Raw genomic sequence first — 26,260 nt, 5'->3', positions numbered from 1 at the left:
GAAGACTTGACCAAGACTTGGTCTCTCACAGGTTCTTCTCAGGAGCCCCAGCGGGTTGGGTGGACGGCACGCGACGGGGCCGGGCAGGGGCCGTCGTCCGCCGGGACCCGGTGGACCGCGGAACCCGGTGCATCCCGTGGCGACCCCACACCGAGGAGCATCCGGATGAGACGCAGGAACCCAGCGACCCGCGCGGTCGCGACCGGCCTGACCGCCGCCGTCGCGCTGAGCCTGGCGGTGACCGCCCAGCAGGCGGCGGCCGCCGAGGAGGCCCCCGCCGACATCGTGTCGACGCCGCCCGGCGAGAGCGACCACGACCACGGCCTGCCCGACCTCGACACCCGCACCGGGACGGCGGCGCCGTCGTCGGCGCAGCGCTCGTCGGCGCAGCGGTCCACGGACACCGGACGCGCGTCCGGTGCGAAGGCGGTGACCTGGAACCGTTTCGGCGCACCGTCGACCTACGTCCTCGACGGCACCTCACCGGTCGCCCGCGGCCTCGCGAAGGACCCCGAGACCGCTGCCCGCGACTTCCTCGCCGGGGAGCGCGCGGCCTTCGGGCTGACGAGCGCCCAGCTCGAGGACGTCGAGCTGGTCGGCACCAACCGCATCGGCGACGCGACCGTCGTCCTCCTGCGCCAGACCTTCGGCGGCGTCTCCGCCGGCCTCGACGGCATGGTCTCGGTCGCGGTGCAGAACGGGTCGGTCCGCTACGTCAGCTCGACCTTCACCCCCGATGCCGCCGCCCCCGCCGCGGCGAAGGTCTCGAAGGCGGACGCGATCGCGGCCGCCGCCCGCAGCGTCGGCGCCGACGCCGGCGGGCTCGTCTCGGAGCGCACCGAGGAGGTGGCGGTCCCGATACCGGGCAAGGACCCCCGGCGCGCGTTCCGCGTCGAGATGGTCGTCGACGCCGAGACCGCGTACAGCATCCATGTCGACGCGGTGACCGGGAAGGTCATCGCCCGCGAGAACCTCGTCGACGCCGACAGCGACAACCCGCGCTGGAAGGTGTTCACCGGCACGCCGCGCACCGACCGGTCCTCGACCGACACCCGCAGCACCTTCTGCTGGGTCGCCGCCGAGGGCTGCGACGAGGTCGTCGCGAGCCCGGCGTCGCCGAAGGCCTGGGACGTCGACCCCTCGACCGACGTCAGCACCTTCACGACGAACGGCAACAACGCGCTGACGTACGAGCAGTGGCGCACGACGCCCGGGCTCACGGCGACCCCCAAGGCCGACCGCAGCTACGTCTACGACTGGACCAACGTCTGGCAGACGAGCAAGTGCGACCCGGCCGCGTACACGAGCCCGACCCGCAACGACATCGACGCGGCGACGGCCAACCTCTTCGCGATGCACAACCGGATGCACGACTGGTCCTACCGGCTGGGCTTCACCGAGTCGGCGTGGAACCTGCAGCGCGACAACTACGGCAAGGGCGGCACCGGCGGTGACCCGGAGGTCGGCCGCGCGCAGTCCGGTGCCCAGGTCGGCCTGCGCAACAACGCGAACCAGCTGACCCTCGGCGACGGCGGCACCGTGTACTCCAACATGTACATTTGGCAGCCGGTCGCGGGCTCGTTCTACGCCCCGTGCGTCGACGGCTCGTTCGACATGTCGGTCATCGGCCACGAGTACGGCCACGCCATCAGCAACCGGATGGCGGGCGGCCCGGTCCAGGGCCTCTCCGGTCTCCAGGCCGGCGGCATGGGCGAGAGCTGGTCGGACCTCATGGCGATGGAGTACCTGCAGGAGAACGGCTACGCGCCGCTCGGCGGCGAGGCGACCCCGATGGGCGCCTACGTCACCGGCAACGCGCAGCAGGGCATCCGGAACTACAACATGGGGCAGAGCCCGCTCAACTACTCCAACGTCGGCTACGACCTCACCGGCCCGCAGGTCCACGCCGACGGCGAGATCTGGTCCGCGACGAACAACGACATCCGGGCGGCGTTCATCGGTCGCTACGGGCTCGGGGACGCCGCGACGCAGAAGGCCTGTGCCGACGGCGAGCTCGCCGCCACGCAGTGCCCGGGCAACCGACGCTGGATCCAGCTGGTCTTCGACTCGTGGCTGCTCATGCCGAGCGGCGCCGTCTCGATGGTCGACGCCCGTGACCGGATGCTCGCCGCCGACCTGCTGCGCTTCGGCGGGGCCAACCAGGACCTCCTGTGGAACGCCTTCGCCGCGCGCGGCCTCGGCCAGGGGGCGACCTCGGCGGGCTCGAACGACACCCAGCCGGTGCCGAGCTTCGCCTCGGCGTACGCCAAGGACGCGACGCTGCGCTTCAGCCCGGTCGACGAGGAGGGTCGCCCGGTCGTCGGTGCGAAGCTCTACGTCGGCGAGTACACCGCTCGCTCGCGCCCGGTGGCGGACACCGACCCGGCGACGGCGCTCGGTGACACGTTCTCGATCGCCCCGGGCGAGCGGACGTACACCGCGTGGGCCAAGGGTCACGGGCAGGCGCGGGTCAGCCTGACCGCCCGGGCGAACCAGACCCGCAACCTCCCGGTCAAGCTGCGCGACAACCTCGCCAGCTCGACCCGTGGGGCCACGGTGCTCGGCGAGGGCGTCAACCTCGGCAAGCTCGTCGACGACGACGAGGGCACGACCGCGACGACGGTCGACCGCCCCACGGCGGCGCAGAAGGCCTTCACCGTCGACCTCGCCGGGGGCCGCCAGGTCGTCCGTCGGGTCCAGGTGAGCTCGCTGCCGGAGCCGACGGTCGTCGGCCGCTTCCAGGCCCTGCGCCAGTTCCAGGTCCTCGCCTGCGACGCCAGGGGCCGGGTCGACTGCTCGCGCGACGCCGACTACCGCCCGGTGTGGACCTCCCCGGCCGACGCGTTCCCCGCCGGGGTGCCGCGGCCGACGGCGCCCGCGCTCAAGATGCGCTCGTTCGACATCCCGCAGACCGCGGCGACGCACCTGCGCTTCGTGGCCGTCGCGAACCAGTGCCAGGGTGGGCCGGCGTACGCCGGTGAGCAGGACGACGACCCGGCGAACGCCACCGACTGCGCGACGAGCTACAGCGGCGCGGAGAAGGTCGGCATCTCGGAGGTGCAGGTCTTCCGGCGCTGACGCCCCGTCCCACGACCCGCGGGTGCGGGCGTGGCCGGTCCGCCGGTCGCGTCCGCACCCGCGGTCGTCGCCGGCGGGAGGGTCAGCGCGCGGCGGCCCGGAGCGTGTCCGACCACGACGTGGGGCGCCGGCCGAGCAGCGCGGTGAGGTCGGCGGGGTCGCCGACGAGGCCGTCCTCGTCGTAGGCGGCGAACATCGCCGTGAGCGCCTCACGGGCGGCGGTCGGGAGGTCGGCGCCCGGGCCGGCCGCCCACGCGGCGGGCGAACTGACGGTCAGCCCGACCGGGCGGCCCAGCACCCGCTCGGCCTGCGCCACCATCTCGCGGGTGGTGAGGACCTCCGGGCCGACGAGGTCGTGCACCTCACCGTCGCGAGCCGGGTCGAGCAGCACGGTGGCCGCGGCCTCGGCGACGTCCGCGAGGGCGACCGTCGTGAACGGGGTGTCGGCGGAGTAGGGGAGGGCGACCGCGCCGTCGAGGACCTGCGGCAGGAGGTTCTCGTGGTACGCCGACGGCCGCAGCACGACGAGCGTGCCCGGATGCGCCTCGCGCAGAACCTCTTCCGCGGCGAGCTTGTGCAGGTGGTGCGGCATCCGGGCGTCGTCGGGGTGCAGCACCGAGTGGAAGACGAGGTGCGGCAGCCCGACGCCGCGCGCGGCGGCGGCCACCCGCTGGGCCATGCCGACCTCGTCCGGGTGGACGTTGGGCGCCAGGTGGTAGGCGGCCGAGCAGCCGTCGAGCGCGGGGCGCAGACCGTGACCGTCCGCGAGGTCGACCCCCACGGGCTCGGTGCCCGCCGGGGCCGACGCCTCGCGGCCGGGTCGCACGGCCGCCCGCACCTGCGCGCCCCGCGCGAGCAGGGCAGCGCACACGGCCCGGCCCGTCTTGCCGGCGGAGCCGACGACGAGGACCGGGCCGGTGGGCATCAGAGCCAGTCGACGTCCGCCGCGCCGGCGCCGCCGGCCAGCTGCGCGTAGCCGGGGCCGCGGTCGAAGAACGGCTCCTCGCCGCGCGCCGCGCGCCGCTCGGCGCGCAGGGCGTCGGAGGCGGCCACGTCGACGACCGGCTCGTCCTTGGTGCCGGAGGCCACGACGCCGTAGTCGGACCGGGCGCCGTCGAACGACACCTTGCCCCAGCGCAGGTCGCGCTCGACCTCGTCGTACGGGCGCTCGAGCGGGTCGCCCCAGCCGCCGCCACCGGTCGTCCGGATCCGGATCACCTGGCCGGCCTTGACCGGCTCGGCGTCGGCGAGGGCGTCGACGGTGCGCTCGGTCGGGCCACCGAGGTCGATGGTCACCTCGAAGGGCCGGCCGGCCTTGCCGCCCTTGACGCCCCAGCAGGCGAGGATCGAGCGGTCCGCGATGGACATGAAGTGCGCGTCCTGGAGCATCCGGATCTGCTTCTCGTAGCCGAGGCCGCCGCGGTACCGACCGGCGCCGCCGGAGTCGACCGCGAGCCCGAGCCGCTCGACGCGGAAGGGGAAACGGCTCTCGGTGAACTCGGTCGGCAGGTTGCGGCTGTCCGGGACGACGTGGATCGTGTCCTCGCCGTCGGCGTAGTAGCGGCCGCCGGAGCCGCCGCCGAGCACCTCGCGCATGAGGTAGTCGTTGCCGTCGCGGTCCTTGCCGTAGACGCCCGTGTACCGGATGGTCTCCTGGTCGGCGGGCATCCGGCCGTCGACCGCCTTGGCGACGACGCCGGCGAGCACGCCGAGCAGGCGCAGGATGACGAAGGTGCGGGCGTTCGTCGGCGCGGGGTAGACCGGCGTCAGCAGGGTCCCCTTCTCCGGGAAGCGCATCTCGATGAGCGGCACGACGCCCTCGTTGACGTCGAGCTCGGCCATCCGCTCGGGGGTGTCGGCGAGGTTGCGCAGGATCGGCGCCAGCCACTTCTTGAGGAAGTTGCCGCCGACGTAGTCGCCGCAGTGGTTGATCGGGCCCTTGGCCTGGGCGCTCGTGCCGGTGAAGTCGATGATGAGGCGCGGGCCGCCGTCACCGGGGCCGGGGCCGCCGGTGCTGGTCTTGGTCAGCGTGATCCGCTGCGTGTGCAGCATCGGCTCGTCGACGCCGTCGTGCTCGGCGTAGTCCTCCCAGACGTACGAGCCGTCCGGGATCTTGTCGAGGATCTCGCGGCGGTAGGTCTCGGTCGTCGCGTCGAGGATGGCGTCGAACGCGGCCTCGACGGTCTCGCGCCCGTAGCGGGTGAAGAGCTCGCCGAGCCGGCGGGCGCCCATGAGACAGGCGGAGCACTCGGCGTCGAGGTCGGCCGCGAGGCTGTCGGGCATCCGGCTGTTGCGGGTCATGATCCGCAGGGCCGCCTTGTTCGGGACCCCGCTGTCCCACAGCTTGATCGGGGGGACCGACAGGCCCTCCTCGAAGACGCTCTGCGCGCCGCTGGGCATCGAGCCCGGGCAGGCGCCGCCGATGTCGTCGTGGTGGCCGAAGGCCTGGACGAACGCGACGACCTCGCCCTCGTGGAAGACCGGCACGGTGACGCACAGGTCGGGCAGGTGGCCGATGCCGCCCTCCGACTCGTAGACGTCGTTGTGGAAGAAGACGTCGCCCTCGTGCATCTCGTCCAGCGGGAAGTCGCGCACGATCGGATGCACGAGAGCCGAGTACGAGCGACCGGTCAGCTTGCGCAGCTGGCGGTCGTGGATGCCGGCCCGGAAGTCGTGGGCGTCGCGGATCATGGGGGAGCGCGAGGTGCGCGCGATGGCGGTCTCGACCTCCATCTCGACGCTGGCCAGGGTGCCCTGGACGATCTCGACGAGCACCGGGTCGACGGCGCTGCCCTCGGGGGTGAGGCGACCGCCGTGCTCGTAGGTCGTCGGCAGCCCGCCGGGGTTGGCCGGCTCGCTCGCGAGGTAGGCCTCGAGGTCGACGAACGGGTCGGGGGTGGTGGGGACGGCGGTCATCGGGTCGCCTCCTGGGTGATGACGAGGTTGCCCCAGGTGTCGACGCGGACGGCGAAGCCGGGGTGGACGGGGACGGTCGAGCCGAACTCCTCGACGATGGCCGGCCCGCTGAAGGAGTCGCCGGCCCGCAGGTCGGGGCGCCACAGCACCGGGGTGTCGACGTAGCCGGCCTCGGGGTCGAAGCAGACGGGGCGCACCGAGCGCTGGGCGGGCAGCCCGTCACCGCTCGGCTGCGACTCCTCGCGCGCGGCCAGCGGACGCAGCTCGGGGCGAGTGATCGGGCCGACACCGGTGACGCGCAGGTTGACCCACTCGACGTGCTGCGTCGGGTCGTCGCGGAAGTCGTAGCCGTACAGCTGGCGGTGCTCGTCGTGGAAGCGCGTCGCGACCTCCTGGGCCCACGCGTCGTCGACCGGGCCGTTGCCGGCCGGCACGCGCACCTCGTAGGCCTGCCCGAAGTAGCGTAGGTCGGCGGTGCGGACGAACTCGTGCTGCTCGGGCGTGAAGCCCTCGGCCGTCAGCGCGGCGGCGCCCTTGGCGGTCAGCGAGTCGAGCACCCCGGCGACGGAGGAGAGGTCGATGCCGTCGTGGCGGGCCACGTGCGTCTGCACGTAGTCGTTGCGCACGTCGACGGTCAGCAGGCCGAAGGCGCTGAGGTTGCCCGGGTTCTGCGGGACGACGGCCCCGGCGAGGTCGAGGACGTCGACCAGCCGGCACGCGAGGAGCGAGCCCGAGCCGCCGAACGTCGTCAGCATGAAGTCGCGGACGTCGAGGCCGCGCTTGACCGACACCTGGCGCAGCGCGTTGGCCTGGTTCCACGCCGAGATCTCGAGGATGCCCGTCGCGCAGGTCTCGAGGTCGAGCCCGAGCTTGCCGGCGAGGTCGACCAGGCCCGCGCGAGCGGCGTCGACATCGAGGGGGATCTCGCCACCGAGCAGGTGCGGGGGGATGCGCCCGAGCACGACGTGCGCGTCGGTGATCGTCGGCTCGGTGCCGCCGCGGCCGTAGCAGAGCGGGCCCGGGTCGGCGCCGGCCGAGTGGGGGCCGACCTTGAGCGTGCCCTCGGGGGAGACCCAGGCGATCGAGCCGCCGCCCGCCCCGACCGTGACGACGTCGATCATCGGGATCTTGCTGGGGTAGGCCCCGACCGAGCCCTCGGTGGTCAGCGTCGGCTCGCCGTCGAGGACGACCGAGACGTCGGTCGACGTGCCGCCGCCGTCGCAGGTGAGGACCTTGTGGAAGCCCGCCTTCTCGGCGATGAGCGCGGCGCCGAGCGCGCCGGCGGCCGGGCCGGACAGCACCGTCGTGATCGGCTGGTGCACGACCTCGTCGGCCGACAGCACGCCGCCGTTGGACTTCATGACGTAGAACGGCACCGGACGCCCGCCGGTGAACCCGTCGAGGCGCTCGTGGATGTTCGTCACGTAGCGGCTGACGTTCGGCTTGACGGCGGCGTCGACGAGCGTGGTCATCGCCCGTTCGTACTCGCGGTACTCGCGCAGCACCTCGCTGCTGATGGAGACGACGGCCTCGGGGTGCTCGCGGCGCAGGACCTCGCGCATCGCGAGCTCGTGCTCGTCGTTGGCGTAGGCGTGCAGGAAGCAGACGCCGATCGTCGTGATGCCGCGGTCGCGGAAGAAGCGGGCGGCGGCCACGGCGTCCTCCTCCGAGAACGGCCGCACCTCGGCGCCGGTGACGTCGAGGCGTCCCCGGACGGTGCGGACAGCGTCGGCGGGCACGATGCGCGGCGGTTTGACCCAGAAGTAGGAGTTGCCGTAGCCGTCGGGCACGGCCTGGCGGGCGATCTCGAGCATGAACTCGTAGCCCTCGGTCGTGATGAAGCCCAGGCGCTCGACCTTGCCCTCGAGGAGCTTGTTCGTCGCGACCGTCGTGCCGTGCGAGACGGCCGTGAGGTCGTGGCCCGAGGCCCCCATGACCCCGAGGATCTTCTCGATCCCGGAGATGAACCCGTCGGCCGGGTTCGAGGGGGTGCTGGGGGTCTTGGTGGTCACGACCTCCCCGGAGTCCTCGTCCACGGCGACGACGTCGGTGAACGTGCCCCCGGTGTCGATGCCCACCCGGATGCGTCTGCGGTGCCCGTCGGTCATGGGGACGATCAAACCCGTCCGGGGGTGGCCCCCGCGTTGGCAGATGCTGCCGACGGAACGCCGATTCGACGGCCATCCTCGCCAAGCGAGATGGGGGGCCGATGCGGGTTCAGGGACGCGCGGCGACGACGTCGAGGTCGACCGGGCCGTCGATGCCGTCGATGCGCGCCCGGCTGCTCACCTGCCACCAGGCCCAGCCGTCGCTCGAGGGGCGCAGGAGCAGGCGCCGCTCCCACCGCTCGCGCTCGCGCAGGTCCTCCGGCAGCGGGTAGCGGCTCGTGAAGTCGTCGAGGGCGTAGAGGGTGACGCGCTGCCCGGTGTCGCGCTCGAGCGCCACGACGAGGTCGGTCAGCCGCTGCTCGACGACCTCCGGCGCCGGACGGGCGGCGCAGTTGCCGCTCAGCTCGAGGTCGACCACCGGCGGGAGCGCGGTGTCGTCCGCGCCGACCTCGCGCAGGCGGCCCAGGAGGTTGCGCGCCTGCTCGTCGCCGTCCTTGCAGAGCGTGAAGAAGTGGTACGCGCCGACCTCGAGGCCGGCCGCCCGCGCCCCGGCCCAGTTCTCCGCGAAGCGCGGGTCCTCGAACGTGCCGCCCTCGCTGGCCTTGAGGTAGACGGCGTCGACGTCGTCGGCCGCCACCGCGGCCCAGTCGACGGGCCCCTGGTGCGCGGAGACGTCGATGCCGTAGCGCTCGCCCGCCGCCAGGCCGGGCCGGTAGCCGGGGAGCACCCAGCGGAAGCCGGCCCAGCCGGCCACGACGACGAGCGCCAGCACGACGACGACGCCGACCGACCACCGCAGCACCCTCCGCCCCATCCGGGCAGCCTAGGTGCTGCGGACCGGGAGGAATCCGTGCCCGCTCCGCCCGACACCCCGGAACGTCCACGAGACCCCGGCTCGGAGGCGGGGTCTCGTGGACTTCTCGGGGTCACCCCGAGAAGTCGGGGTGCGGATGCATCAGGCCGTCGGGGACGCCTCGCTGCGCACGACCTCGCCGTCGGTCGCGGCGGGAGCCGAGGCGCCTGCCGTCGCCGAGGCCGTGAAGCGCTGGAGCAGCGCCTGGAGGTCGACGCCCGTGGTGTTCTCGAGCATCGCCATCGTCTGGGTCAGGTTGTCCGTCACCTGCTTCGGCAGCGCGGCCGCGCCGTCGGTCGAGACGACGGTCAGCTTGTCGATGGCCGCCATCGGGGCCGCGACCTCGCGGGCCACCTGCGGCAGCACCTCGACGAGCATCTGGAGCACGGCGGCCTCGTTGTACCGGGCGAAGGCGTCGGCGCGCTTGTTCATCGCCTCCGCCTCGGCCTGGCCGGTCGCGAGGATGGCCGAGGCCTGCGCCTCGCCCTCGGCCCGGGTGGCCTCGGCCTGAGCGACACGGAGCGCCTTGTCGGCCTCACCGCGCCGCGAGCCCTCGATGGCGTCGGCGTCGGCGAGGGCGGAGCGTCGGGCCTTCTCGGACTCACCGGTCAGGCGCGCCTTCTCGGCGTCGGCCTGCGCGGCGGCGATGCTCGCGGCCTTGCGGGCCTCGGCCTCGGCGATCGCGGCGTTGCGCGAGGCCTCGGCCTCCTGCTCGACGCGGTAGCGCGCGGCGTCCGCCGGCTTGCGGACCTCGGTGTCGAGCTGGCGCTCCTTGAGCGCGGCCTGCCGGACGGCGACCTTCTCCTGCTCGGTGAGGATGGCCTGGTCGCGGTCGGCCTGCGCGAGCGGCCCGGCCGCGGCGGCCTGCGCCTGCGCGGCGTCCGTCTCGGCCTTGATCTCGGCCTGCTTGAGCGCGAGCTGCCGCTGGCTGACCGCGATCTCCTGCTCGGCGACGATGCGCGCCTGCTCGGCGGCCTGCCGGGCGTTGGCCTCGGCGATGGCCGCGAGCTGTCCGACCTTCGCCGACTCCGGGCGCCCGAGGTCGGAGAGGTAGGTGCCGTCGTCGGTGATGTCCTGGATCTGGAAGGTGTCGAGGACCAGGCCCTGACCGGTCAGCGACGACTCGGCCTCGTCGGCGACCCGCTGCGCGAAGGCGGCGCGGTCGCGGATGATCTGCTCGACGGTGAGCGAGCCGACGATCGAGCGCAGCGAGCCGGCGAGCGTCTCCTGGGTGAAGGTCTCGATCTCGCCCTGCTGGGCGAGGAAGCGCTGCGCCGCGGCGCGGATCGAGTCCTCGTTGCCGCCGACCTTGACGATGGCCACGCCGTCGAGGTTGAGCTTGACGCCCTGTCCCGACACCGCGCCCCGGATCTGGACCATGATGCGGCGGCTCGAGAGGTCGAGGATGTGCAGCCGCTGGACGAACGGGACGACGAAGATGCCGCCGCCCATGACGACCTTCTGGCCCGAGAGGTCGGTGGAGATCTCGCCCGTCTCGGGGTTGCGCACCTCCTTGCCCTTGCGCCCGGTGACGATGAACGCCTCGTTCGGCCCGGCCACGCGGTAGCGCGACGCGATGACGAGACCGGTGAGGACGACGAGGAGGACGAGCCCGAGAACCGAGATGAGCCCGGTCGAGACGTCTAGCCCGAACATGGTGCCTGGCCTTTCCGGGCGCCCACGGCACCCAGGTCTGTGGGGTGACGACATGGACGCGGCGGACGGTCCCCCGGTTCCGGCCGACGCGTGGGTGCGGGGTGGCGGGTCAGTCCGCCCGGCGGGCGACGGTGACGGCCGTGGGGCTGAGGACCCCGGTGACGACGATGGCGGCGCCGCTCGGCAGCGGCTCGCCCGCGCGGGCGTTGAGGCGCGTGATGTGGCCCGCGGCGACGACGCTGACCATCCCGTAGCCCTCGGCCGGGACGGGCTCGACGACGGTGCCGGTCAGCCCGACGAGGCCGGCCGTGCGGACGGTCGCCTCGTCCCCGCCGCGCATCAGGCGGCTGCTGGCCCACCCCGCTCCGCCACCGGCCGCGACGCCCGCGACGACGCCGGCCCCGATGGCGACGCCGCTCGACGCGCCGGCGTCGAGGACGAGCGCCCCGACGAACCCGAAGGCCGCGAGGAACCCCGCGACGGCGAGGCCCGAGAGCGCATCCGGCCCGATGCCGTCGAGGAAGCCGTCGACGAGGTCGCCGAGGACGAGCGAGACGACGAGCAGGAGGATGCCGACCCCTCCGATGACGAGCATCGTGACCTGCATCCGTCGTGTCCTTCCGCCCCCGGGTCCCGCGGCGTCGCGGTGCGCGCCGTCGTGTCCGGCGACCCTATCGGGTTCGGGGAGGGGCCGCCGGGAGGTGCGGGGCGGGGTGGGGACGGTGCGGGGTCGCGCTCCGGCACGGGCGGCCGGCCCCGGCGTGCGCGGGCCGACGGGGGGCTCGAGACCCCGGAACGTCCACGAGACCCCGGTTCGGAACCGGGGTCTCGTGGACGTTCCGGGTCACCCCGACACGTCGAGGCTCGTGAGGCGGGTGGGGCCGGTGGGGCCCGGGGGGAGCGTGGGCTCCCGGGGCGTCAGATCTTCGTGAGGCGCGTGAACGGGCTGGTCACACGGGCGCGCTGCGCGCCGAAGTCGACGAGGACGGCCGCGGACTCCAGGACGATCACCGTGCCCAGCCCGAAGCGGTCGTGCGTGACCCGGTCCCCGACGGCGAAGATCTCCACCGGAGCCTCCACCGCCTGGCGGAAGGGGCTGCGTGCGGAATAGGTGGTCGGGCTCGCGGGGCGTCGTGACGTCACGCCCCCAGTGTCCCCCGGATTCGTCCGCGACACGCCGACGGGGGGTGTCCGGGTCCGGGAGCGCCCGGACCCGGACACCGCGTCAGGCGTGCGGGAAGGAGGACTTCGCGGGGGCCTCGAGGTCCTCGCGGTGGTTGCGGATGAGGTCGAGGTTGCGGTCGCGCAGGTGGTCGAAGCCCTGGCCGATGTTCGAGCCGGGGGTCAGCGAGGCCAGCGCCTCGGCCGGGTCGAGCCGCGCGGAGACCCATCCCTCGTGGGAGGCGGCCTTGGCCGCGATGTGCCCGATCGGCGTCACGACGTGGCTGTTGCCGAAGTAGTGCACGCCGGCGGCGTCGGTGCCGGTCGCGTTGGCGCCGATGACGTAGACGTGGTTGTCGTAGGCGCGGGCCCGGGAGGTCAGCTCCCAGACGTCGGCCGAGCGCAGCAGGGCGGAGGGTCGGGCGATGACCTCGGCGCCCTGCACCGCCTGGATGCGCGAGAGCTCGGGGTAGTCGCCGTCGAAGCAGATGATCATCCCGATGCGGCCGAGCTCGGTGTCGACGACCGTCACGGTGTCGCCCGGGGTCACCCAGCCGCCGCCCGAGACCGACTCCGAGCAGAACGGGTGCGTCTTGCGGTAGACGCCGCGGATCTCGCCGCTGGGGTCGACGAGCACCGACGCGTTGTAGACGACCTCGGGGCTCGGGCCGCGCTCGTAGGTGCCGAACACGAGGTGGACGCCGAGCTCGGCGGCGAGGTCCGCGAGGCGCTGCGTGATCGGGCCGGGGACCTCGGAGACGAGCTCCCACAGCTCCTCGGTCGGGCAGCCGGGGGTGAACCCGGTGGTGCACGACTCGGGGAGGACGACGAGCTCGGCGCCGGTCGCCTCGACGCAGCGACGCGTGTACTCGACGCAGCGGTCGATGTTCGCGGTGACCGTGTCGGCCGTCAGCGGGGCCGCGACGGGCGCGACCTGCACGGCGGCGGCGGTGAAGGCGCGCATCAGCGGGTCCGCCCGATCCGGGCGCCGAGGGCGACGCCGACGAGGGCGACGACCGCGCCGGCCATCCCGGCGAGGACGAGGTCGCGGGCGGAGGCCGCGCCGCCACCCGCACCGCCGCCGGCCGGCGCGGAGGCCGCGCGGCCGACGAAGGTCGTGCCGACGGGGGCCTCGGACGGGACGGCGACGGCCTCGGCGGAGGCGCCGGGCGGGGCGATGACCGGGGTGGCCGGGCCCTCGCCGGCGATGTCGGCGTCGAGGGCGCTGAAGAACTGGCCGGCCATCTTCTTCGTGACGCCGGCGAGCATCCGCTGGCCGACCCCGCCGATCGTGCCGCCGACGGTGGCGTCGGCGTCGTAGGAGAGGTCGGTGCCGCCGTTGGCCGCGGGGGAGAGCGTGACCCGGACGTCGGCGTCGATGGTGCCGGGGGCGCCGGAACCGTTGGCGCGCAACGTGAGCGCCGACGGCTTGTCCATGTCGGTCAGCGCCACCTCGCCCTGGTAGGTGCCCTTGATGGCGGCGACGCCGGCGGTCACCGTCATCGCGTAGCGGTCCTCGCCGACGGTGCGCAGGGCCTCGCAGCCGGGGATGCACCGGGCGAGGACGGCGGGGTCGAGGATGGCGGCCCAGACCTGCTCGACCGGGGACTCGAGGGTGGACGAACCGGAGATCTTCATGACGCACCTTCCAGGGCGACGGGGACGGACGAGTGCTGCCGGCGCAGCTCCCACAGCTCGGCGGGGCTGATCGGCATGGAACGGATGGGGAAGCCCTCGGCGTCCTCGACGGCCGAGGCGATGACGGCGGTGACCGGGATGGTCCCGGCCTCGCCGGCGCCCTTGAGCCCCAGGGGGTTGAGGGGCGAGGGGGTCTCGAGGTGGTCGGTCTCGACGTGCGGGACCTCGGAGGCGTAGGGCACGAGGAAGTCCATGAACGAGGCGTTGAGCAGCTGCCCGCCCTCGTCGTAGACCATCCGCTCGTAGAGCGCGCCACCGACGCCCTGCGCGACACCGCCGTGGACCTGGCCCTCGACGATCATGGGGTTGACCATGACGCCGCAGTCGTGGATGACGCAGTAGCGCAGGATGCGGATCTCGGCGGTGACCGGGTCGGTCTCGACGACGGCCGCGTGCATCCCGTTGGCGAAGGTCGCCTGGGTCGGGGAGTAGAAGTCCTGCCCCTCGAGCCCGGGCTCGTCGTCGTCGGCGACCGGCGGCTTGTCGGGGTCGAACGTGCCGGCGAACTGGGTGGCCGCCTGCGCCGCGGTGTCGAAGGCGTAGCGCAGCGGGTTCGACATGACCGCGATGGTCTTGAGGTCGATGCTCGTGCCGGGCGCACCCTTGACCGAGATGACGCCGTCGACGATCTCGAGGTCGTCGGCGGAGACCTCGAGGGCGTCGGCGGCGATGCGCAGGGCCTTGTCGCGCACCACCTTCGCGGCGAGGGCGACGGCGTTGCCGGACATCACGGCGCCGCGCGATGCGAAGGTGCCGACCGCGTACGCCATCCGCCGGGTGTCACCGGTGGTCACGTGGACGTCCTCGAGGCGCACCCCGAGCTGGTCGGCGACGATCTGCGCGAGCACCGTCTGGTGGCCCTGGCCCTGGGTGGTCAGGCCGGTCGCGACGTTGACCCGGCCGCTCGTCTCGACCTGCACGTGCCCGCCCTCGTAAGGGCCGACGCCGGTGCCCTCGACGTAGCAGCCGATCCCGAGCCCGACCCTGCGGCCCTCGCGGGCGGCCTGCTCGCGGTAGGCGGCGAAGTCGTCCCAGCCGACGAGGTCCTTGAGCTTGGCCAGCGACGCCGGGAAGTCGCCCGAGTCGTACTTGAGCGGGCGACCGTCCTGGAACATCAGGCCCTGGTCGTAGGGCATCTCGTCGGGCTGGATGAAGTTGCGGCTGCGGACCTCGGTGCGGTCCAGGCCGAGGTGCGCGGCGATGGCGTCCATCGTCCGCTCCATCGCGTAGCAGCCCTGGGGGCGGCCGGCGCCCCGGTAGGGCGTCACGAGAACGGTGTTGGTGTAGAGCGACCAGAACTCGACGCGGTAGGCGCCGGGCTTGTACGGCCCGAGCAGCTGCGTCGCCGTGATGATCGGGACGATGATCCCGTAGGGCGTGTAGGCGCCGTTGTCGTGCCAGAAGCGGACGTCGAGGGCGAGCAGGCGGCCGTCGTCGTCGAAGCCGACGGTGACCTCCTGGAGCTGCCCGCGCTCGTGCGCGCTGGAGACGAAGTGCTCGCGGCGGTCCTCGGTCCACTTGACGTCGCGGCCGAGCCGGCGCGCCGCCCACGGCACGAGGACCTCCTCGGGCCACGGGTGCATGATCTTGACGCCGAAGCCGCCGCCGACGTCGGGGGTGACGACCTCGACCTTGGCCAGCGGCATCTCGAGCTTCGCCGCGACGGCGGCCCGGACGCCGGTGCTCGTCTGCGTCGAGGAGTAGATGCGCAACGACGCGTCGTCGGCGTCCCAGCGGGCGTAGACGCCCTTGCCCTCCATCGGCATGCAGGCGCTGCGCTCGATCTCGAGCTCGAGGGTGAGCGTGTTGGGGGCGGCGGCCATCGCGGAGTCGACGTCGCCGACCTCCTGCAGCAGGTTGGCCGCGACGTTGCCCGGGGCGTCGTCGTGCACGAGCCGCGTTGCGGCGCGGGCGTTCTCGAGGCCGACGACGGGCTTGAGGGTCTCGTACGTCACGTGGATGCGACCGCAGGCGTCCTCGGCGACGTAGCGGTCGCGGGCGACGACCATGACGACGGCCTCGCCGACGTGGTTGACCTCGCTCTTCGCGAGGCAGTAGCCGGTGCGCGGGTGGGTCAGGGCGGGGTGGGGGATGAGGACGGGCAGCGGCTCGCCGACGCGTCCGTCGAGGTCCTCCCACGTGTAGATGGCCTCGACGCCGTCGAGCTCCCAGGCGTCGGTGATGTCGATGTCGACGACGCGGGCGTGCGCGTGGGGGCTGCGGACGAACGCGGCCTGCAGCGCACCGAGCCCGAGGTCGTCGAGGTAGCGGCCGTTGCCGGTGAGCAGCCGGGGGTCCTCGCGGCGCTGGACGGGCTCGCCGACCTGGCGGGTGGTCATCGGGTCTCCTCCTCGCGCTCGCGGACGATCTCGGAGGCGCGCACGACCGCCTTGACGATGTTCTGGTAGCCGGTGCAGCGGCAGAGGTTGCCCGAGATCGCCTCGCGCGCCTCCTCGGGCGTCGGCTGGGGGTTCTCGTCGAGGTAGGCGGTGATGGTGGTGATGAACCCCGGTGTGCAGAAGCCGCACTGGAGGGCATGGCACTCTGCGAACGCCTGCTGCACCGGGCTGAGGTTGGCCGGGTCGTGGCCGATGCCCTCGACCGTCGTCACCTCGTGCGCCTGCGCGGTGACCGCGAAGACGAGGCACGCGCGGGCCGGCTCGCCGTCGAGCAGGACGGTGCACGCGCCGCACACCCCGTGCTCGCAGCCGACGTGCGTGCCGGTCAGGCCGAGGTCGTGGCGCAGGAAGTCCGACAGCAGGCGGCGCGCGGGGGCGCTCGCCGTGCGGCGGACCCCGTTGACCCTCAGGGTGATCTCCAGCAGCTGCTCCGTGGCGGCGTCGGTCATGCCGCTCCCTCCGTCGGGGTGGTGGTCGTGGTCAGCACGCGCCGGGTGAGCTCGGCGGCGAGCATCCGCCGGTAGTCGGCGGGGGCGTGGATGTCGGACTCGGGGCCGACGTGGGAGCGGACGAGCTCGGCCACGTCGTCGAGGGGGAGGTCGCCGACCGACCGGCCGGCGAGGGCCGGCCCGAGGTCGAGGACGTCGGGGACGGGGGTGACCGACACGAACGAGGCGGTCGCAGACGTGACCACGTCGCCGTCCATCCCGACGGCGAGGGCGACCCCGGCGAGGGCGTAGTCGCCCGAGCGGCGGGCGGACTCGACGAAGCCCGTGCGCGTGCCGGCCGGCAGGAGCCCGAAGCGGACGGCGACGACGAGCTCGTCCTCGGCGAGGGTGGTCTCGAGCGGGCCGGTGAAGAAGTCGGCGGCGGCGATCTCGCGGCGCCCGCGCGGTCCGGCGGCCTCGACGACGCCACCGGTGAGGACGGTGACGGCCGGCATCTCGCCGGAGGGGTCGGCGTGGGCGATCGAGCCGACCGTCGTGCCGCGGGTCCGGATGGCCGGGTGGGCGACGTTGCGCAGGGCCTGGCGCAGGAGCGGGAGGGCGGCCGCGGCGCCGTCGTGGCGCTCGAGGCCGGCGTGCCGGACGAGGGCGCCGACCCGGACGTGGGTGTCGGTGACCTCGACGGCGTCGAGGCCGGCGACGCCGTTGACGTCGACGAGGTGGGCGGGGGAGGCCAGGCGCATCGAGAGCAGGGGGATGAGGCTCTGGCCGCCCGCGAGCACCTTGCCGTCGTGCCCGACCTCACCGAGGACGGCGACCGCCTCCTCGAGCGTGCGGGGTGCGTGGTGGACGAAGGGGGCGGGCTTCACCTGGTCGATCCTGCCTCTCGGGTGGGCACCGCGGTGGCGGCGGGGCCGGTGGGGTGGGTGGTCGGGGAGGTCATCCGGGAAAAGGAGCGCGCCCCGCCCGGTGCGGTGCCCGGGCGGGGCGCGCTGGGGGACCGGTCAGGGACGGTGGTCGCGCCCGGGGTCGCGCGGGCCGCGGCCGCCGGGGTAGCCGTCCTGGTAGAGGTCGTCGATGCCGTCGCTGTCGCCGTAGACGTGGTCGCCGACCGCGACGAGCGTGCCCTCGGCGTCCTGGCGCAGCTCGGCCGGGGCGAGGGCCCGGGCCAGGTGCCAGCCGGCGACGGTGACGATGGTGCCGAGCGCGATGCCGCCGAGCGAGAAGTCGTCGGTCACCTTGAGCTCGACGTTGCCGATGCCGATGATGATGCCCGCGGCGACCGGGACGAGGTTGATCGGGTTGCCGAAGTCGACCCCGTTCTCCTTCCAGATCTTCGCGCCGAGGAGGCCGATCATCCCGTAGAGGACGACCGTGATGCCGCCGAGCACGCCGCCCGGGACGGACGCGACGAGCGCGCCGAACTTGGGCGAGAGGCCGAAGAGGAGGGCGACGATCGCCGCCACGTAGTACGCGGCCGTCGAGTAGACGCGGGTCGCGGCCATGACGCCGATGTTCTCGGCGTAGGTGGTCGTCGGCGAGCCGCCGACCGAGGTCGCGATGACCGTGCCGATGCCGTCCGCGGCGATGGCGCGGCCCATGACCGGGTCGAGGTCGTGGCCGGTCATCTCGGCGACGGCCTTGACGTGGCCGGTGTTCTCGGCGATGAGGGCGATGACGGCGGGCAGGACGAGCAGGATCGCGGTGGCCGAGAAGCTCGGCAGGTGCCACCCGACGACCTCCTTGCCGTCCGCGCCCATCATCGTCTGGCTCGGGAAGCCGAGCCACGCGGCGTCACCGACGCCCGAGGTGTCCCAGCGCAGGTGCGTCGTCGCCTCGGTGGCGCCGCCGAGGACGGAGGTGATCTGGCCGACGGTGTTGTCGAGGATCCACGAGAGGAGCGTGCCGAAGATCAGCGCGAGGAAGATCGCGACGCGGCCGATGAAGCCCTTGAAGGCGACGGCGACGACGATCGTGAAGAGCATCGTCAGGAAGCCGACCCACTGGTCCTGGGGCCAGTAGATGCCGGCGACGACCGGGGCCAGGTTGAAGCCGATGAGCATGACGACCGCGCCGGTGACGACCGGCGGCAGCACCTCGTGCAGGACGCGCGAGCCGAGGAAGTGGATCGCGACGCCGACGGCCGCGAGGACGAGGCCCGCGACGAGGATCGCACCGGTGACCTCGGCGGAGTCGCCGCCCTGGGCGCGCACGGCGGCGACGCCGCCGACGAACGAGGCGGAGGTGCCGAGGTAGCTCGGGACCTTGCCCGAGACGATGAGGAGGAACGCGATGGTCGCGATGCCGCTCATCATGATCGCCAGCTGGGGGTTCAGCCCCATGACCAGCGGGAAGACGAACGTGGCGCCGAACATGGCGACGACGTGCTGGGCGCCGAGCCCGATGGTGCGACCCCACGAGAGGCGCTCGTCGGGGGCGACGACCTCACCGGGGCCGAGCGACGCGCCGTCGCCCTTGACCTTCCAACCGAGACCGAGGGACATGCGGTGACCTCTTTCGCCGGGGCCGCGTCGGTGACGCCGCTCACAGGGTTTGTGATACCGGGAACCTAGTGACCGGTGTGGGAGGACACCCTCAGCAATCTTTGACAGCCGGATGGCCCGACCGTTGGCAACCTGTCGTTTCGCGGCTCCGGTGTCTCGACCGGGCGTCGGGTGTGTGACGCGCGTGTGTCCGCGGGCGCGTCACGGAGGTGAGGATGGCCGCGTGCACTCGGTCGAGATCCTGCCGGACGCCGCGACCGACGAGGCCGTCGTGGGTGAGTGGCGCGCGCTCGCCGACGGCGGGCTGCCGAGCCAGGCGCGGCACCGGGGTGCGAGCAACCGGCCGCACGTCACGCTCGTGACGAGCGAGGCGTGGCCCGGGGCCGAGGCGGTGCTCGGCGACCTGGCCGGGCTGCCGCTCGTCACGCGGCTCGGGTCGCCGGTGGTCTTCGGCCGCGGGCCGTACGTGCTGGCCCGCCTCGTCGTCGTGACGCCGGGGCTGCTGGCGCTCCACCGGGCGCTCGCGGAGCGCCTGGCGCCGGTGTCCTCCCCGCTCGTCGAGCCCGGACGGTGGGTCCCGCACGTCACGCTCGGCCGGCGACTGTCGGCATCCCAGGTGGGGGAGGCGCTCGCGCTGCTCAGCGACGAGCCGGGCGAGGTGGCGTTCGTCGCCGCCCGGCGCTGGGACTCGGTGGCGCGCGAGACCGAGGAGCTCACCCCGCCCCGCCGCGCGACGGGCGCCCGTAGCGTCGACGGATGACGACCCGCCGCTTCGACTTCGCGTTCGACCCGCGCTACCGCCTCGCCGGCCTGCCCTTCGGCGTGCTGCCGGCGACGACGTGGGTCGAGGTGGGGGACGGCCGGCTGCGGGCGCGGTTCTCGTGGTGGCGCCTGGACACCCCGCTCACGAACGTGGCGGGGGTGGAGCGGTCGGGCGGCTACGCCTTCGTCAAGACCGCCGGCCCGCCGCACCTGTCGCTCACCGACCGCGGCGTCACGTTCGCGACCAACGGCGAGCAGGGGGTCTGCGTGTCGTTCCACGAGCCGGTGCCGGCCATCGACCCGACGGGGACCATCCGCCATCCCGGGGCGACCTTCACCGTCGCGGACCCCGACGGCTTCGTGGCCGCCCTGACGTCGGCCTGACACCGACTTGTTGCGAGTTCCACCGCTCGACGCGCCGACCAGCGGGGTGTCGAGCGGCGGAGCTCGCAATCAGTGGGGAGTGCTGGAGGGTCAGAGGCCCTTCATCCGGTGCACGCGCAGTGCGAGGGCGAGGGTCAGGCGCAGCTGCGGGTCGGTCGTGAACGGGCCGAGCATCCGCTCGAGCTTGGCGATCCGGTAGCGCAGCGTGTTGTAGTGGAAGAACAGCCGGCGGGCGGTCTCGGCGACGTTGAGGTTGGTGTCGATGAGCACCGACAGGGTGTTGCGCAGGTCGGCGTTCTCGGGCACGTCGTCGGTCGCGAGCTCGCCGAGGCTCTCGGTGACGAAGCGCCGCAGGTCGGCCGAGTCCGGGACGAGCGCGAGCAGGCGGTAGATGCCGAGCTCGTCGAAGTGCGCGAGCCCGGAGTCGCCGTGCACCTGCCGCCCGACGTGCACGGCGGTGAGGGCCTCGTCGTATGCCCGGGGCAGGTCGGCCGGCGAGGTGACGAGCCGCGAGACACCCGTCGTGAAGGTGCGCCGACCGCCGCCGCCGTCGCCGCGTACGACGCGGGCCAGCTCGGCGACCGGACGCAGGACGGCCTCGGTGTCGGCGCCCTCGTCGACGGGCAGGAGGACGACGACCTCCTGGCTGAACCCCGCGACCGCCACCGAGGTGTCGCGCGAGCGCACGGCCTGGGTCCAGGCCCGGACGAACCGGTCCTGCAGCCCGCGCACCTCCTCGGCGCCGCGGGTCGTCGCCGAGTCGTCCTCGTCGGTCTCGGCCGCGACGACGACGAGCGGCCGGTCGACCCGCCACCCGAGCGAGGCGGCGTGCGAGGCGACGTCGGCGGGGTCGCCGGCGCGCCCGGCGAGGGCGTCGCGCAGGAACTCGGCGCGGTACTTGCCCTCGACCGCGGCGACCGCCTGCTCCTTCGTGATGGCCAGCGCCGCCACGGTCGCCGCCCGCTCGAGCATGTGGACGTCGGTGCGGGACAGGGCCGGACCGGGGGAGTAGGCGCCGAGCATCCCGAGGTCCGAGGATCCGGCGACGATGCGGACGAAGGCGCGGGTCGGGTCGGCGCCGCGTGCCGGGTCCCGCCAGCCGACGGGCTCGTCCTCGACCATGAGGCGCCCGGTGCGGTCGAAGCAGGCGAGCTGGGTCACGTCGTCGACGCCGTCGAGCGAGCCCGCCTTCGACAGCATCCGCCCGTCGGTCGTCGTCACCGTCGCGGCGCCGCCGAAGAAGCCGGCGACGGCCGCGGCGACCTCGGGCAGCCCGCCGCCGTCGAGGACGACGTGGACGAGGACGCGGTGCACCTCGTCCTCGCGGGCGAGGAGGGCGCGCTGCTGCTCGACGAGGGCGGCGAGCTCGCCGGCGTCCAGGGGCTGCCCGGCCGGGACGGCTGGCAAGGTCTGTGCGCGATCGGGCCCATCGTTGGCAACTCTGACCATCCGGGCACTCTACCGGCGTCACTAGCGTCTCGGTATGCCCTCGGACCGCCACCCCGCCGCACCCCGCGTGCTGGCCGGTGCGGTCTCGCCGCTCACCGCCGACCTCGTCCACGGCCCGCGGCGCACCGCCGAGGTGCTCGCCACCGGCCGCGTCGGCACCTACCTGCGCGTGGGCGAGCGCGTCCTGCCCGTCCTCGGCCCGGACGCCGTCGCCCTCCCCACGGCGCTGCGCGTCGTCGACGCCCTCGACCCCGCGGGTCTGCACGCCGGCGCCGCGGTCCTCGTCGGCGGCGGGGAGGTCGTCCTGCCGTCGGTCACCGTCACCGCCGCGCGCACCTGGCGCCCGGCGCGTGTCCCCACCGGCCGGCTGGGCCCCGACGACGGCCGCGTCGCGTCCCTGCTCGAGGCCGCCACCACCGCCGCACCCGCCTGGCTCGTCGACGGCGTCACGGCCGCGGCGACCGCCACCGACCCGGACCCCGCGACGCGCTCCCTCGTCGGGCGCGGCCCGGGCCTGACCCCCAGCGGGGACGACGCCCTCGCCGGCGCCCTCCTCCTGCGCCGCGCGGCCGGGATGCCGGACGCCGACCTCGCCGCCGCCGTCCGCCGCCGCCTCGGCGCGACCACGGCGGTCTCGGCCGCCCTCCTCGAGGGCGCGCTCGACGGCTGGGCCACCCCCGACGTCGTCGCCCTCGTCACCGCGGTCGCCCGCGCCGACGCGGCCGCCGTCACGACCCTCCTGCCCGCGGTCCTCGCCGTCGGGCACACCTCCGGCCGCGACCTCGTCACCGGGCTCGCCGCCACCCTCGCCGTCCTGGCACCCACCGGAAGGATCGCCGCATGACCGTCCACGTCGAGCTCCGTCGAGGGGCTTACCACGACTCGGTGAGCCTCATGCAGGTCTCCCGCAGCGTCGCCGGCGCCCCGGGGGTGCAGGCCGCCCAGGTCGCGATGGCCACCGAGCTCAACGTCGACGTCCTGGGGCAGATGGGCTTCGAGGTGCCGGCCGACGCCGGGCCGAACGACCTCGTCGTGGCCGTCCGCGCGGACGACGAGGCCGGCGTCGAGAGCGGTCTCGCCGCCGTCGAGGACGCCCTGCGCGCCCTCTCGGCCACCTCCTCCGACACCGGCGCGGCCGACGAGGTGCCGCCGGCGACCCTCGGCTCGGCCGTCCGCCGCTCGGGTGCCGGCCTCGCGGTCGTCTCGGTCCCGGGCGCGCACGCCGTCACCGAGACCTACGACGCGATCTCCGCCGGCGCCTCGGTGATGCTGTTCTCCGACAACGTGTCCGTCGAGGACGAGATCGCGCTCAAGGACGCGGCGGCCGCCGCTGACGTCCTCGTCATGGGCCCCGACTGCGGCACCGCGCTCGTCGGCGGGGTCGCCCTCGGCTTCGCCAACGTCGTGCGCCAGGGCCCCGTCGGCATCGTCGCCGCGTCGGGCACCGGTGCGCAGCAGGCGATGTGCCTGCTCGAGGCCGCGGGGGTCGGCGTCAGCCACTGCCTCGGCGTCGGTGGCCGCGACCTCAAGGCCGCCGTCGGCGGGCGCTCCACCCGGCAGGCCCTGCGCGCCCTCGCCGAGGACGCCTCCACCGAGTGGGTGCTCGTCGTCTCCAAGCCCCCGGACGAAGCCGTCCTCGAGACCGTGCGCGCGGAGGTCGCCGACCTCGGTCTGCGCGTGCACTGGGCGACCCTCGGTGCCGGCCGTCCCGACCTCACCGCCGCCGTCGAGCAGGCCCTGGCCGCCGAGGGCGTCACCGTGCCCGAGTGGCCCGCGACGACCGCGGCACCGGACGACGCCACGCTCCCCGTCGGCCCCTCGCTGCGCGGCCTCTTCTGCGGCGGCACGCTCGCCGAGGAGTCGCTGCTCGTCGCCACCGACGCGCTCGGCCCCATCGCCTCCAACCTCGGCCACGAGCCGGCGCTCGGCGCCGGCCTCACCGACGCGGGCCACGTCGTCGTCGACTTCGGCGCCGACGAGCTCACCCGTGGCCGGGCCCACCCGATGATCGACCCGACCCTGCGGATGGAGCGCATCGCCGCCGAGGCGGCGGACCCGACCTGCGGCGTCCTCCTCCTCGACCTCGTCCTCGGCCACGGCGCCCACCCCGACCCCGCCGGCGAGCTCGCCGACGCGATCCGGTCCGCCCGCGAGACCGCCCACGCCGCCGGCCGCGCGCTCCCGGTCGTCGTCTCCCTCACCGGGACCGACGCCGACCCGCAGGGCCGCAGCCGCTGCGCCGAGGCGCTCGCCGCCGGCGGCGCGTCCGTCTTCCTGTCCAACGCGGCGGCCACCCGGCACGCCGTCACCCTGCTCGGAGGTGCCCGATGACCGCCCCGCTCCGCGGCCTGCTCGCTGCCGACCCGGTCGTCGCGACCTCCGGGGTCGCCCTGTTCGCCGACGCCCTGCGCGACCAGGCGGTGCCCGTCACCGACGCCGGCTGGCACCCGCCGATGCCCGGCACCGAGGACGCCCTCGCCCGGGTCATGGCCGACCCGCGCCGCGAGGAGGCCAACGCCACCGCGCTCGCCCGGATGACCGCCGCCGAGGCCACCCTCGTCGACGTCGCCCCGGCCTCCGAGGCGCTCGGCCTCGAGCGCGGCACCTTCCTGCACGCCGGCCCGCCCATCGAGTGGGACCGCGCGTCCGGCCCGCTGCGCGGCGCGCTCATCGGCGCCGTCCTCCTCGAGGGTCTCGCCGACACCGCCGAGGACGCCGAGCAGCGCCTCGCCGCAGGCGAGTTCGAGCTCGAGCCCTGCCACCACCGCGGCGCCGTCGGCCCGATGGCCGGTGTGGTCAGCCCGTCGATGTGGACCTACGTGCTGCGCGACGAGGTGCACGACAACACCTCGTGGTGCTCGCTCAACGAGGGCCTGGGCAAGGTGCTGCGCTACGGCGCGTACGGCCCCGAGGTCGTCGAGCGCCTGCGCTGGATGGGCGACGTCCTCGGCCCGATCCTGCGCCAGGCCGTCCGCAGCACGGGCCCCATCGACATCCGCGCGATCGTCGCCCAGATGCTCCAGATGGGCGACGAGGGCCACAACCGCAACCGGGCCGGCTCGCTCATGCTCCTGCGCGAGCTGCTGCCCGGGATGATCACCGCCGACGCCTCCCCGACCGAGGTCGCCGAGGCCGTGCGCTTCTCCGGCGCGAACGAGCACTTCTTCCTCAACCTCGGGATGCCCGCCTGCAAGCTGGCGACCCTCGCGGCCGAGGGCATCCCCGGCTCGACCGTCGTCACGACGATGGCGCGCAACGGCACCGACTTCGGCATCCGCGTCTCCGGCACCGGCGAGCGCTGGTTCACCGGGCCGGCGAACACCCCGCAGGGGCTCTTCCTCGGCGAGTACGGACCCGACGACGCCAACCCCGACATCGGCGACTCGGCGATCACCGAGACCGGCGGCATCGGCGGCTTCGCGATGGCCGCGGCGCCCGCCATCGTCCGCTTCGTCGGGGGCGACGTGCCGTTCGCCCTGGCCGCGACCCGCCGGATGTACGAGGTGACCGTCGGCGAGCACCCGATCTACCAGGTGCCCGTGCTCGGCTTCCGCGGGACGCCGGTCGGCATCGACGTGACCAAGGTCGTCCGCACCGGCGAGCTGCCCCAGATCAACACGGGGATGGCCGGCCGCGTCGCGGGCACCGGGCAGGTCGGCGCCGGGCTCGTCACGCCGCCGGAGCAGTGCTTCACGCAGGCCGTCGAGGCCCTCGCGGAGGCCGTCCCGCGCTGAACGGGCTCCTCCCGTCCCGCGGAAAGTTCGGGCCGGGGCCCATCCGGTGACGCGCATCCCTCCGAACCCCCGACCGTGCCCGGCTCCTGACAGAGGAGGGCCGGGCCCGGGGGTCGGTGGGGCGGCGTAGCAGAGGGGCCGCCCCGCCGACCGTCCCGACCTCGCACCGGCCGTGCACCCGCTCGGGACGCCGTGGCCGACCACCCCGTGTCGATGGGAGACTGGGCGGGTGACCGCCACGACACTCGACGGCAAGGCCATCCTCGCGACGATCAAGGAGGAGCTGCGCGCGCGCGTGGCCGCCCTCGCGGAACGGGGGGTCGTGCCCGGTCTGGGCACGGTGCTCGTCGGGGAGGACCCCGGCAGCCAGTGGTACGTCGGCGCCAAGCACCGCGACTGCGCCGAGATCGGCATCCACTCGATCCGCCGCGACCTGCCGGCGACCTCCTCCCTCGACGACGTCCTCGCGGTCGTGCGCGAGCTCAACGAGGACCCCGCGTGCACGGGCTTCATCGTCCAGCAGCCGACCGGCCTGGACGAGAACGCGATCCTGTCCGCGGTCGACCCGGCCAAGGACGTCGACGGCCTGCATCCGACCAACCTCGGCTGGCTCGTCCTCGGCGAGCCCGCGCCGCTGCCCTGCACCCCGGTCGGGTGCATCGAGCTCCTGCGCCGCTACGACGTGCCGATCGCCGGCGCCAAGGTCGTCGTCGTCGGGCGCGGCCTGACCGTCGGCCGCCCGCTCGGGCTCATCCTCACGCGGCGCTCCGAGAACGCCACCGTCACCCTGTGCCACACCGGCACCCGCGACCTCGCCGCCGAGGTCCGCCAGGCCGACGTCGTCATCGCGGCAGCCGGCGTGCCCGGCATCATCACGGCCGCGATGGTCAAGCCCGGCGCGGCCGTGCTCGACGTCGGCGTCTCGCGGATCGTCGACGAGGAGACCGGCAAGGGCAAGGTCGCCGGCGACGTCGCCGACGACGTGTGGGACGTCGCGGGCTTCGTCAGCCCCAACCCCGGCGGGGTCGGGCCGATGACCCGCGCGATGCTCCTCTCCAACGTCGTCGAGGCCGCCGAGCGCGCCGCCGGCGTGCACCCCGGGGGTGGCTGAG

21 protein-coding genes are annotated in these 26,260 nt (G+C 74.2%); 7 read left to right on the top strand and 14 right to left on the bottom strand.

The features are described from left to right. Positions 1-165 precede the first annotated feature (165 nt). On the top strand, positions 166-3,078 hold the full coding sequence (locus HL663_RS18175) for a M36 family metallopeptidase (RefSeq protein ID WP_173029714.1): 2,913 nt from the start codon (positions 166-168) through the stop codon (positions 3,076-3,078). Positions 3,079-3,160: 82 nt separating this feature from the next. Here the strand turns inward: HL663_RS18175 and HL663_RS18170 are convergent, their stop codons facing one another. From HL663_RS18170 to HL663_RS18110, 13 genes are all read right to left on the bottom strand, one after another. Continuing rightward, positions 3,161-4,003 carry an SDR family oxidoreductase gene (locus HL663_RS18170; RefSeq protein WP_173029712.1) on the bottom strand — a complete coding sequence of 281 codons (843 nt, stop codon included), beginning with the start codon at positions 4,001-4,003 and terminating at the stop codon, positions 3,161-3,163. Beyond that, positions 4,003-5,994, bottom strand: a complete 1,992-nt coding sequence (locus tag HL663_RS18165) for a hydantoinase B/oxoprolinase family protein (protein WP_286175776.1) — start codon at positions 5,992-5,994, stop codon at positions 4,003-4,005. Before HL663_RS18165 ends, HL663_RS18170 begins: the two co-directional genes overlap by 1 nt. After that, the gene (locus HL663_RS18160; RefSeq protein WP_173029710.1) at positions 5,991-8,102 is read right to left on the bottom strand and encodes a hydantoinase/oxoprolinase family protein; all 2,112 of its coding nucleotides are present in this window, start codon (positions 8,100-8,102) and stop codon (positions 5,991-5,993) included. Before HL663_RS18160 ends, HL663_RS18165 begins: the two co-directional genes overlap by 4 nt. A gap of 109 nt (positions 8,103-8,211) precedes the next feature. Continuing rightward, the gene (locus HL663_RS18155; protein WP_173029708.1) at positions 8,212-8,916 is read right to left on the bottom strand and encodes a GH25 family lysozyme; all 705 of its coding nucleotides are present in this window, start codon (positions 8,914-8,916) and stop codon (positions 8,212-8,214) included. 141 nt (positions 8,917-9,057) lie between these two features. Further along, positions 9,058-10,611, bottom strand: a complete 1,554-nt coding sequence (locus HL663_RS18150; RefSeq protein WP_173029707.1) for a flotillin family protein — start codon at positions 10,609-10,611, stop codon at positions 9,058-9,060. A gap of 109 nt (positions 10,612-10,720) precedes the next feature. Next, entirely contained in the window at positions 10,721-11,218 is a 498-nt protein-coding gene (locus HL663_RS18145) for an NfeD C-terminal domain-containing protein (RefSeq protein WP_173029705.1), read from the bottom strand. Positions 11,219-11,529: 311 nt separating this feature from the next. Beyond that, positions 11,530-11,754 carry a hypothetical protein gene (locus HL663_RS18140; protein WP_173029703.1) on the bottom strand — a complete coding sequence of 75 codons (225 nt, stop codon included), beginning with the start codon at positions 11,752-11,754 and terminating at the stop codon, positions 11,530-11,532. A gap of 82 nt (positions 11,755-11,836) precedes the next feature. Further along, complete coding sequence (locus tag HL663_RS18135) at positions 11,837-12,736, bottom strand: carbon-nitrogen hydrolase family protein (protein WP_173029701.1); 900 nt, start codon at positions 12,734-12,736, stop codon at positions 11,837-11,839. Further along, positions 12,736-13,410, bottom strand: a complete 675-nt coding sequence (locus HL663_RS18130) for an SRPBCC family protein (RefSeq protein WP_173029699.1) — start codon at positions 13,408-13,410, stop codon at positions 12,736-12,738. The genes HL663_RS18135 and HL663_RS18130 overlap by 1 nt, the downstream gene beginning before the upstream one ends. Next, on the bottom strand, positions 13,407-15,809 hold the full coding sequence (gene cutA / locus HL663_RS18125; protein ID WP_173029697.1) for an aerobic carbon-monoxide dehydrogenase large subunit: 2,403 nt from the start codon (positions 15,807-15,809) through the stop codon (positions 13,407-13,409). The genes HL663_RS18130 and cutA overlap by 4 nt, the downstream gene beginning before the upstream one ends. Then, the gene (locus HL663_RS18120) at positions 15,806-16,318 is read right to left on the bottom strand and encodes a (2Fe-2S)-binding protein (RefSeq protein WP_173029695.1); all 513 of its coding nucleotides are present in this window, start codon (positions 16,316-16,318) and stop codon (positions 15,806-15,808) included. Before HL663_RS18120 ends, cutA begins: the two co-directional genes overlap by 4 nt. Continuing rightward, complete coding sequence (locus tag HL663_RS18115) at positions 16,315-17,184, bottom strand: FAD binding domain-containing protein (RefSeq protein WP_173029693.1); 870 nt, start codon at positions 17,182-17,184, stop codon at positions 16,315-16,317. Before HL663_RS18115 ends, HL663_RS18120 begins: the two co-directional genes overlap by 4 nt. Positions 17,185-17,319: 135 nt before the next feature. Continuing rightward, positions 17,320-18,819 (bottom strand): uracil-xanthine permease family protein, encoded by a 1,500-nt coding sequence (locus tag HL663_RS18110; RefSeq protein WP_173029692.1) that lies wholly within the window; start codon positions 18,817-18,819, stop codon positions 17,320-17,322. A gap of 223 nt (positions 18,820-19,042) precedes the next feature. Here HL663_RS18110 and HL663_RS18105 point away from each other — a divergent pair, with 223 nt between their 5' ends. Both HL663_RS18105 and HL663_RS18100 read left to right on the top strand, forming a co-directional pair. Then, a complete protein-coding gene (locus HL663_RS18105; RefSeq protein ID WP_173029690.1) occupies positions 19,043-19,579 on the top strand; it encodes a 2'-5' RNA ligase family protein in 537 nt (178 codons plus the stop codon). Beyond that, entirely contained in the window at positions 19,576-19,965 is a 390-nt protein-coding gene (locus HL663_RS18100) for a hypothetical protein (protein WP_173029688.1), read from the top strand. Before HL663_RS18105 ends, HL663_RS18100 begins: the two co-directional genes overlap by 4 nt. 90 nt (positions 19,966-20,055) lie before the next feature. Here HL663_RS18100 and HL663_RS18095 read toward each other — a convergent pair whose 3' ends face one another. Then, entirely contained in the window at positions 20,056-21,372 is a 1,317-nt protein-coding gene (locus tag HL663_RS18095; protein ID WP_286175775.1) for a PucR family transcriptional regulator, read from the bottom strand. A 76-nt stretch (positions 21,373-21,448) separates the two neighbouring features. Between HL663_RS18095 and HL663_RS18090 the strand changes: the two genes are divergently transcribed. From HL663_RS18090 to HL663_RS18075, 4 genes are all read left to right on the top strand, one after another. Next, a complete protein-coding gene (locus HL663_RS18090) occupies positions 21,449-22,258 on the top strand; it encodes an oxamate carbamoyltransferase subunit AllH family protein (RefSeq protein ID WP_173029685.1) in 810 nt (269 codons plus the stop codon). Then, a complete protein-coding gene (locus HL663_RS18085) occupies positions 22,255-23,745 on the top strand; it encodes an AllF/FdrA family protein (RefSeq protein WP_173029683.1) in 1,491 nt (496 codons plus the stop codon). The genes HL663_RS18090 and HL663_RS18085 overlap by 4 nt, the downstream gene beginning before the upstream one ends. Then, on the top strand, positions 23,742-25,148 hold the full coding sequence (locus HL663_RS18080) for a YlbE family protein (RefSeq protein ID WP_173029681.1): 1,407 nt from the start codon (positions 23,742-23,744) through the stop codon (positions 25,146-25,148). The genes HL663_RS18085 and HL663_RS18080 overlap by 4 nt, the downstream gene beginning before the upstream one ends. A 229-nt stretch (positions 25,149-25,377) precedes the next feature. Continuing rightward, positions 25,378-26,259, top strand: a complete 882-nt coding sequence (locus tag HL663_RS18075; RefSeq protein ID WP_173029680.1) for a bifunctional methylenetetrahydrofolate dehydrogenase/methenyltetrahydrofolate cyclohydrolase — start codon at positions 25,378-25,380, stop codon at positions 26,257-26,259. Position 26,260: the final 1 nt, after the last annotated feature.

Source organism: Arthrobacter sp. NEB 688 (assembly GCF_013201035.1).
Taxonomy (GTDB): domain Bacteria; phylum Actinomycetota; class Actinomycetes; order Actinomycetales; family Dermatophilaceae; genus Phycicoccus.
Note: the sequence above shows the minus strand (reverse complement) of the source record. Positions and strands in the feature narration are given on the sequence as shown.